The sequence below is a fragment of the Desulfogranum mediterraneum DSM 13871 genome, from assembly GCF_000429965.1.
In the GTDB taxonomy this organism is placed as follows: domain Bacteria; phylum Desulfobacterota; class Desulfobulbia; order Desulfobulbales; family Desulfobulbaceae; genus Desulfogranum; species Desulfogranum mediterraneum.
In genome coordinates this window covers 1-8,305 of sequence record NZ_AUCW01000053.1, presented here as the reverse complement: position 1 = coordinate 8,305, position 8,305 = coordinate 1, and the positions used below count along the sequence as shown (strand labels likewise).

Sequence of the window (8,305 nt, the reverse complement as noted above, 5' to 3'; positions counted from 1 at the left end):
GGATTTCCTGCGGACCGCCACGAGGTTTACGGAGGTAGGCTGCTCTGTGAAGAGGGCCCTGGCAAAAAGGACAACCAGCCTGGCGGCAGGCTTCGGCAAGATCTTGGTCTATGCAATGAAGAACGCGAAAAAAACTGACACTCTGAAGAAGTTCTGATATCATTGTCCCTGCCTGTAGTTAAGGTAAGGCAGGAGCCCCTTTCAGCATAATCCGTCAAGATACGTGAGGGGGCTCCTTGCCGTTCCCTCAAATATCTCGCACATTATTCACTTCTTTTCCATCATTTATCCTGACCGCTCACACTTTGACCTGTAGATATAGGTGATCATTATGCGAGGTAGTTCACGCAATCAAAGCGGACAAATCTTTAGAGCAATTACAAGAATTGGCGAGTCAAGGCATCAAGCAAAGAAACAGATGAAAGCTGCCGGAGTAACCGGTAGTCATCGAATGGGTCAATCTCTTGGTGTGTATTCCTATTCAACCTTGACTAAATATAGAAGTATTGCTTGTGAGTTCCTTCAATGGTCAAGGGAGAAACATGGTGTCAAAGATGCTACAAAAATTACACCAACTCTTGTTGAAGAATGGTTACAGGTCAAAATAGCAAGTGGTGTCAGGTACAAAAGTTTTAGCACTTATTGTGCTGCTCTTAATAAAATGAGCGTGGGTCTCAAAGAGATTTATAAACAAGATACAGGTTGGAGTATCGCTATCGACTCAACTAGAAAACAGGCCAAGGAATATTGTAATAGAGATGTAAAATCGAGAGGATACTTGCGTCCTCAAGCTCTTATAGATCACTTGGGTGGTATTCATAGGATTGCTGCTGAATTACAATATATGGGCGGTGCAAGGGTCAAAGAAGTAACTCTACTCAAAGATGATAATTTAATCGGCGATTATCAGCTCAAGTTGACAAATTGTAAAGGCGGCAAGGTTCGAATTATCGAACTGCCGCCAGAGTTATATGCTAAGGTCAATGAGATTGTTCAAAGAGAAGGTGTTTTCAGCTTTGGGTATCGCTCATATTTGGAGGATTTAAAGCAGGCTGCCCGTGAAACAGAACAGCCTTTTAATAGCAGCCATGGTTTGAGGTGGTCCTACTGCGCCAAGGCCTTTAAAGAAGTTCAAGAGCAAGGCCTTGGGTATAATGATGCATTAAAGCAAGTTTCAGAGCGTATGGGTCATGTTCGGCCTGAGATTACCAATCATTATCTGCGGTGAGGCTCAATGAGGAGTCCTTTTTTCTCAGCTACCTAATTTAACATTTTGCTTAGCTTTAGCGACACACACATTATTTAAAATTGCAAAACACTCTACATAATGTTCCCCAACATATTTTGTGTGTTCGGGGTCATTTTTGGTATGGTGGTCGGTGATCTCGCCCCTTGGCTGAGGAGAGTGGTCTGCATTCCTTACCTTCCACTTAAAAAGATCAACTTGTGGAGGTGTACCATCAATCCTAAATTGAATTTTTCTATCTATTGAGATACTACCAATCAAATCCAAGATAAACCTTCGAAAGCTTCCATCTCTTGGCTGCACATGACCTTTAATTTGAAAAGAAAAATCATTGTCAGTGAGAGTTGGAATAGCTTGGTCAAATAAAAACTCTTCACTGGAACTCACTCTCCTATAAAAACTTGCGTTAAAAAGAGTATCTATTGATTCTGCATCTGAGATTTCCTCAAGCCTTTTCAAAAAATGATCCCTTGCCTCAATAACCAGATTACGCTCTTCGATAGAGAGATCAGATAAATAGGAGTCGATAAATTTACTGTTGTCACCTCGATCTCTTATTTGTGGATATTCTATCCTGCCTGGTAGCGTTATAAAAAAATCGAAGATGGCATCAAAAATTTCAACATCATTATTATTCTGGAAGAATATCGTGATGATTTGCTCTATATGAAATGACTTTAACGGGAAATTATCATTTAGCGCTTTACACGCATGCTTCCACGCTTTAGCAAGTTTAACAGTTCTTCTAAAATCTGAATTTGCCTGATTAACATTCTTTGCTACCTCGATATAGCCTCTTGGATCAGTCGCAATCCATTGCATTGTTCTCTCTTCATTTGCAAGGCTCTCGTATAAAGCACGACGACTATCACCACGTTTTCGTTTTATAAGCTCAGGTACCATGTAAGTATCTTGGCCAAACTCATTTGTCCCATAGGAGTAAGCAGGAACTACATCAACAGCAAAAACTTCTTGTCCTGATTGTGAGAAAGAAACAGACACGGAGTGTGTTTGTAATGAAACATTAAGATCATAAGGTGTTGGATTCTCAAGTTCGTCCTCAATACGTTCATATAATTCATTCAACTTGTCAGAAGGATCATGACTCTCCTCATTCCAGGAATCCAAAAAAAATAGAATATCCAAATCATGAAGAGGGCGAATCGCTGTAAATCGAGGGTAGGAACCGATCTGAATGCACTTGTTATTTAGTACACGTTTGAATGCTGCATAAACTGCTGTGACAAAGTTCCTGTCTTCTTCTTTCAAGGAAACATTAGCCTTTACCCAGCTTCGTAACTTACTATTTAAATTAACCTTTCGCATAACTGGTGGTAATCATAGAGGTGTAAATATCATTGAGAAGTCGGCCACGAAAATTGACAATAATTGTGTTCCGCTGTGATGAAAGTTTTGTCATCTCTTCATCATTGATGAACCCCTCCTTTTGTGGGGCATAAATGATGAGTGCATCAGAATCCTTTTTAATACTCAATATTTCATCAAGCCTAGACTCAAATGGTTTCCAATGCACAAGAATCATTGTTGCAGATTCTGCTTTTTTAAGGGACTCATTGTTCACTTGAAATATGTTTTTTTCATTAAAAAGTTTAGAGTCTATCAGCAGATCTTTTAAATCTTGAGATTGTGCATCTGCTAATATAGCAATTTTTCTTTTCGCAAGACCCATCCCAAGACGATACCAAACAGGGATTATCCCTTTTGCAACAATCAAAAGTGTAATAATGAAACTGATAACCGCTATTGCGGTCATTACTCCACCCACACATATGAAGAAGGGGTGGTTGAAAAAATCAATGATAGGTTGCATCAACTATTCTCCTTTCTTTTTTAGATATAGAACAGCAAGGATGTTGCAAACAGGCAAAACGATAAAACTTTTCTCTTATGTGTCAATGAGCAGCATACAGTATGAGGCATGTCATGCCCGGCGGCATACCACATAGTGATACATGCCCTGTTGTAACCACAATAAATGCGAAAGCCCAGGACTATGCCCTAGGCTTTCTTCAGCCTCACAAGGTGTGGTGCCAGTAACCACCATGCAACAATACCTTCAGTATTAAAAATTCACTTGCCTCTATTTGAAAAATAAAATCCGGTAACAGAACCAATAATAGCACTTGAGAACGCAAGTATTTCATTGAAATGTTGGCTATTTAACAATAGTGCTACCATGACTAATAAAAGCAACATACCAGAGAGATACATGGCTAAAGCAGGAGCCATTCTTTTATTCAATCTATCTGTTGTAGCTTCTGTGCGACCCATTCCACCGCAGACACAGCAAGGTAAACCTTTGCGCTTTTTTCGATTCCAAAAGAAACCTTGTTCTTTGGCACAAACAGAGCATGAATACCCATCTTCACCGTTATCGCATGTGCCTGTGCCTTTACAATGAGAACAATCGTGTAAATTTACTGATGATTCAGTCATGGTAATGTTACTCTCCACACAAGTTAGTCATTAGGACCAATTCCTTCATAAGATGCACATTTTGGACAATAAATTAACTTGTTACTCCATATAGTCCATATTCCCTCTTCCAGAGAACCGTCTACTTCTTTACCGCAATCACAACAATCCGCATTCGGCTTTAGTTGTAATAGTTTCCATGCAGAAACATATTGTGCAGCCATCTTTCTCCTTTCTAGAATCTAAGAAGAGGTGGGAAGACTAACAGCCTCCCACCTCTTCTTAAGTTTAGTTAACGGTGTACTCCTTCCAAGGTATTTGAGATGGATGAATATTTGCTAAAAATTTAACAATATCTCTTCGCCCTCTATACTTAGGGACTCCTCGTCCATCTTGAGCCATTAATACAAGAGGCATACCTGGGAACAGAGTTGCAAAAGATCCTGCTGTATCTTGGCTTTTAGCCTGAGAATCAACAATGTGTTTTTTCACAACAACAATAGCAAAGGTTACACCTTGCTCTTTAATTACTGCACCTTGTAGTTTCATTCTTCCCCCCCCCCTAATACTCGGTATCTCTTGGTGGGCAAGGATCGTTACCAGGAGCAATTGTATCTTTGCTTCTAATTCTTCCATTTACGCCTTTTGTCGTCAATTCACCACCGCCTTGATTATTTAACATCTCTCGTGCGGTATCAATTGCCTCTTTCTGCGTTGAGTGAACACTAGATGCTCTGCCAGCATCATTACGCTTATTCGCCCAATTTCCTTCAGCATTTTTGTAAACCATTCGATCTCTATCTTTGCTCATATCTTTTCTAGTCCTCTACCTTAGATTTTCTCCTGCTTGCTTTTCCCATTCATCCTGTCAGCAACTAATTACCTATAGCAACCACCTCCTTTTCATTATTGAAACAAACCAATCTTAGTTAATAAACAAACAATAAGTGCGAATACTTTGTTTGTCAAGTTGCCGTGAGGTCGAATAATAGATTTGCATAAAAATTCACTTAACAGATACTTTATCAAGTGTTATGCTAGACAAAAAGCAATTACTATTAACAGATTATGGAGTTGAGTATGCGTTGGAGTGCAGAAAAAAGGCTTGAATTTATTGAGGCCCGTCTTTTTTGGGAAGGCAAGATAGGTAGAAAGGATTTAACAGAATTTTTTAGAATTTCTATCCCTCAAGCTACCAAAGACATAAAAGAATATATTGAAAGAGCACCGAAAAACATTGACTATGACAATAAAAGTAGACAGTACATTGCTACACCTGATTTCAAACCTGTGCTGTCGCAACCATCCAGTGAAAGATATTTAGGACGATTAAAACTATTACACAAAATCGAAAGTGGCACCTTCTTCAATGGATCAATACCATCATATGCAGTCATGCCGACCGCAAGACGTTTTGTAGACACTGATATCCTAAGAGAGATTTTAAGGTCAGTTAGAGACAACGAAGCGATCAATATTACATATCAATCAATGACATCTCCGAAGCCAAAAGCGAGGTGGATTTCACCTCATGCCATTGGTAATGATGGCAGTCGCTGGCATGTTAGAGCGTTATGCCATTCTTCAAAAATCTATAAAGATTTCAATATTGGTAGAATGCTGTCGATTAATGATTCCACTCCGCATGATTTTGATCATTCCATCGACTATGAATGGCATAACACCTTAGAAGCCAAGATAGAACCAAATCCTCAGCTTGATAAATACCAAAAATCATTAATAGAAAGAGATTACTGCATGGAGGATGGATGTGTAATTATTAGCCTCAAAGCGGCCTTCTTCTATTATTTCAAATTGAATTTTGGTTTCGTGGAGGGATATGAGGAATTACCACCGACTAGACAGCAGGTGGTTCCTGTAAACTTGGAGGAGCTTGAGGCGCAAGCTACTTTACTTAAATCAATGACAAAGAAGCAAACTCAAAAATTATCAGATGACCAGTTTTTTGCTTAGATCATACCCTCATAGCCCAGGCCTTTGACCTGGGCTATGAGGAGGCTTTTGAAGGTGGTGTCAAACAGCTTGGGCATTCCAGAAAATCGATCAATCTTCACTATCTTCAGTAAGCAATAGTTTCCTAATCATCCTCAGTGTATTCTGTCGGAGCCACCTCATAATCAAAACCGACTGATGCTGGTTTGTCCGACTTGTCAAATCTCATAACTGCATCTGTTCTGAAAGCTGTCTTGCCGCACCTCGGACACATTTGCTCATCTGCGGAAGTCAAAAACTGATCCCCTGTAGATGTTGGGTGCTTGTCTTTGCTTTTTTTGAAAACAGACTCAAGCATCCATCCTTCCCAACCACAAGAATCTTCTTCTGTACCGCATATGGCATAGACCAAGAAAATATAATCTGGTTTGATTACATCCTCCAGGCCTTGCTCCAGCTGTTTCTTAAATTTCTGAGGAAATGCCACAATTACACCTATATTAATTTGTTGCGGGGTTAAATGGACCGCCTGAGCACATCCACATAAAAATTGCCGCTCCACCTTGGCCTATACCAACCAATATCTTCTGACACTTTTCACCGCACATTTCTGAGTTTGAATCAGGATCATATTCTGGACTTCCAGGCAGCGGATTTCCGTCTTCATCCCATCGATTGTCACTAGATTCGTCGTCCCAATGTCCACCTTGAGCACCATCTCCACGGTCTACGCCAGCCCCATGAGATCGATCGTCCCAAGTGATTTTCCTTCCACCTTTACCTTCCCAGTACCCATTTGGATTCCATCTCGGTTTCTTACCTGTGACAGATGGTGGAGGTGGAGGCCATTTGCTTGGAGGTGTTTTACCAGGCTTTCGCTCAAGACCGTAGGGGTCGATGAAATTTATCGGGTCGGCTCCGACATAAGCGTAAAGATTTGCACCACCTTCATATCCAATCGGGTCGGCACTTATGTACCTTCCAGTACTCGGATCATAAAATCTGTGCCAGAATTTTAGGATGTACCATCCTCCCCCAAGAGATGTTTCGAGATCAGGAGGAGGTTATGTCAAAGAACAGTGCTGACTTGTGAAATTCCAAGCGGAAATTAAAAAGCATTATGTGCGATAACCAAATCAATCATGACTCAGTTCTGTGTTTTATACTTTCAAGGCAGTCAAGGCATCTCGATAAGGAAATATCATCATGCATTTTTGAGTCTGCGAGCCATAGTATCCAATCTGAGAGTACATCAACTTCAGTTGGATTGAGCAACAACCATCTCTGAGAAAAAAGGTCATTCCAATAGGCTGGATCGGGGCTACGATCAAGCATATTTATTATCGAGTCCACAACCAACAGATTTGGACTGTTTTCTTTAACAGAAACATAAAGAACTCCCGCCAAATAATAGCAAAATGCTTCAGGGGTTAGCCAATTAAGGACTTCAAAATTATCTTCCAAGATGTCGCCAGACAATTCTCTCCAATCTTTTCCGGCTATTGCTAGAACCTCAATAGCTTCATCAGCTGACATTGTTCCAGAAGTGTACTTGTCCGGTTTCTTTCTATCTTTAAAAGCAGTTTCTATTTGTTTAAGTCTCATTATCTCATCAATGCTTGACATTTACTTACATGTGACCAAGCATCAGCTTGTGCTTGTTGATGCCCTTCATCACCACCGTTCCAACAACGTTCATCCCTTTGGGCTCGGGCTGCCGCCAAATTCAACCATGTATCTTTACGGACACTTAGCTGGTAATAAGACATTCCAGCTTTACAAGCTGCTCTTCCCCTCCCAAACGACTGCACTGCTCGTTTTGCAGCTTTTACTTTTTCGTTTAACTCATCGCAGGGATCTTTACACTCGCCTGATGGTGCATTAGAAATTGCATCTATAGTTCCCTTGATAGCTTGGTAACCATAATAAATAACAACCGGAATAGTTATTATAGGGTGCGGTATAGCTATGCTTTCACCCGTTGGATCAGTCCAGTTGATAGGGTTCCCTGCCACATACGCATACAAGTTTATCCCACCTTCAAGTCCGATCGGATCTGCCGAAATGTACCGTCCGGTATCCGGATCATAAAATCTGTGCCAAGATATTACGATGCACCTTCTCCCCCTAAAGAGCTGTTTCCTTTAAGGAGATTGGCAATATCAAAGAGCTTTTTCTGAAATATCGTGGTCTGTCCCTCAGAGAGGAGGAGAGAGTAATACGTATCGCGTACAATAACGCAACTACGCAAGCCTGACCCTAATTGTGTACTCCTGGCTTGGATTTTCTTAAAACCTTCTTTTTGGCCCTAAAAAGGGGCTTCTAAGCACAAAAACAGGCCTTTTTTCAAACCATTAAGCCATAACCCTGAATCCGTGACACATTGGTCCACACTCATGCGCTGTGTCAGGATCAACTGTTTTTTTACCCAGACGGCTCCATGAGTCGCCCCCAGTTGTTTAAAAACTGCCGGAATGGGTCTGGATCTTTGACAATCTGACAAAATTACGAAGTCTGGTCGCACTTCTGTTGAAGACTAGCCCTTCCGGAGGTCCAACTTTCTATCTGTCGACCAAGAGTCGGTTGTACACGATGGCAAAAGCGACGTAAGCAGGACAATGTCTTCCAAAACGTAATCGTAGACGACGTGCAGTTAAAAGGAGACGAGCT

General features: G+C 40.9%; 12 protein-coding genes. 2 read left to right on the top strand and 10 right to left on the bottom strand.

What is annotated here, in order from left to right:
* The first annotated feature begins 331 nt into the window (after positions 1–331).
* Positions 332–1,228, top strand: a complete 897-nt coding sequence (locus G494_RS26935; RefSeq protein WP_153305895.1) for a site-specific integrase — start codon at positions 332–334, stop codon at positions 1,226–1,228.
* Between the two features lie 24 nt (positions 1,229–1,252).
* Here the strand turns inward: G494_RS26935 and G494_RS26930 are convergent, their stop codons facing one another.
* The 6 genes from G494_RS26930 to G494_RS26325 form a co-directional block, all read right to left on the bottom strand.
* Positions 1,253–2,572: a nucleotidyltransferase gene (locus tag G494_RS26930; RefSeq protein ID WP_208597686.1), complete on the bottom strand. Its 1,320-nt coding sequence runs from the start codon at positions 2,570–2,572 to the stop codon at positions 1,253–1,255.
* Positions 2,559–3,077 (bottom strand): hypothetical protein, encoded by a 519-nt coding sequence (locus G494_RS0114365; RefSeq protein ID WP_028585089.1) that lies wholly within the window; start codon positions 3,075–3,077, stop codon positions 2,559–2,561. The genes G494_RS26930 and G494_RS0114365 overlap by 14 nt, the downstream gene beginning before the upstream one ends.
* A gap of 260 nt (positions 3,078–3,337) precedes the next feature.
* On the bottom strand, positions 3,338–3,703 hold the full coding sequence (locus G494_RS27275) for a molecular chaperone DnaJ (RefSeq protein ID WP_167331684.1): 366 nt from the start codon (positions 3,701–3,703) through the stop codon (positions 3,338–3,340).
* A 23-nt stretch (positions 3,704–3,726) separates the two neighbouring features.
* Positions 3,727–3,906: a hypothetical protein gene (locus tag G494_RS26920; RefSeq protein ID WP_153305892.1), complete on the bottom strand. Its 180-nt coding sequence runs from the start codon at positions 3,904–3,906 to the stop codon at positions 3,727–3,729.
* Between the two features lie 64 nt (positions 3,907–3,970).
* Positions 3,971–4,231 (bottom strand): hypothetical protein, encoded by a 261-nt coding sequence (locus G494_RS26330; RefSeq protein ID WP_084456879.1) that lies wholly within the window; start codon positions 4,229–4,231, stop codon positions 3,971–3,973.
* Between the two features lie 13 nt (positions 4,232–4,244).
* Complete coding sequence (locus G494_RS26325) at positions 4,245–4,493, bottom strand: DUF2188 domain-containing protein (protein WP_084456877.1); 249 nt, start codon at positions 4,491–4,493, stop codon at positions 4,245–4,247.
* A gap of 269 nt (positions 4,494–4,762) precedes the next feature.
* Here G494_RS26325 and G494_RS26320 point away from each other — a divergent pair, with 269 nt between their 5' ends.
* Positions 4,763–5,656 (top strand): WYL domain-containing protein, encoded by an 894-nt coding sequence (locus G494_RS26320; protein WP_161630001.1) that lies wholly within the window; start codon positions 4,763–4,765, stop codon positions 5,654–5,656.
* Between the two features lie 124 nt (positions 5,657–5,780).
* Here G494_RS26320 and G494_RS0114350 read toward each other — a convergent pair whose 3' ends face one another.
* From G494_RS0114350 to G494_RS27715, 4 genes are all read right to left on the bottom strand, one after another.
* Positions 5,781–6,122 carry a hypothetical protein gene (locus tag G494_RS0114350; protein ID WP_028585087.1) on the bottom strand — a complete coding sequence of 114 codons (342 nt, stop codon included), beginning with the start codon at positions 6,120–6,122 and terminating at the stop codon, positions 5,781–5,783.
* A 13-nt stretch (positions 6,123–6,135) separates the two neighbouring features.
* Positions 6,136–6,657 (bottom strand): RHS repeat-associated core domain-containing protein, encoded by a 522-nt coding sequence (locus G494_RS26315; RefSeq protein ID WP_084456882.1) that lies wholly within the window; start codon positions 6,655–6,657, stop codon positions 6,136–6,138.
* A 118-nt stretch (positions 6,658–6,775) separates the two neighbouring features.
* Positions 6,776–7,261: a hypothetical protein gene (locus G494_RS26915; protein WP_153305891.1), complete on the bottom strand. Its 486-nt coding sequence runs from the start codon at positions 7,259–7,261 to the stop codon at positions 6,776–6,778.
* On the bottom strand, positions 7,240–7,662 hold the full coding sequence (locus G494_RS27715; protein ID WP_232362563.1) for a hypothetical protein: 423 nt from the start codon (positions 7,660–7,662) through the stop codon (positions 7,240–7,242). Before G494_RS27715 ends, G494_RS26915 begins: the two co-directional genes overlap by 22 nt.
* Positions 7,663–8,305: the final 643 nt, after the last annotated feature.

Coding starts and splice junctions, on each gene's coding strand:
- G494_RS26935 (WP_153305895.1), top strand. CDS start 332: ATGCGAGGTAGTTCACGCAATCAAAGCGGACAAATCTTTAGAGCAATT.
- G494_RS26930 (WP_208597686.1), bottom strand. CDS start 2,572: ATGCGAAAGGTTAATTTAAATAGTAAGTTACGAAGCTGGGTAAAGGCT.
- G494_RS26320 (WP_161630001.1), top strand. CDS start 4,763: ATGCGTTGGAGTGCAGAAAAAAGGCTTGAATTTATTGAGGCCCGTCTT.
- G494_RS0114365 (WP_028585089.1), bottom strand. CDS start 3,077: ATGCAACCTATCATTGATTTTTTCAACCACCCCTTCTTCATATGTGTG.
- G494_RS26325 (WP_084456877.1), bottom strand. CDS start 4,493: ATGAGCAAAGATAGAGATCGAATGGTTTACAAAAATGCTGAAGGAAAT.
- G494_RS27275 (WP_167331684.1), bottom strand. CDS start 3,703: ATGACTGAATCATCAGTAAATTTACACGATTGTTCTCATTGTAAAGGC.
- G494_RS26920 (WP_153305892.1), bottom strand. CDS start 3,906: ATGGCTGCACAATATGTTTCTGCATGGAAACTATTACAACTAAAGCCG.
- G494_RS26915 (WP_153305891.1), bottom strand. CDS start 7,261: ATGTCAAGCATTGATGAGATAATGAGACTTAAACAAATAGAAACTGCT.
- G494_RS26330 (WP_084456879.1), bottom strand. CDS start 4,231: ATGAAACTACAAGGTGCAGTAATTAAAGAGCAAGGTGTAACCTTTGCT.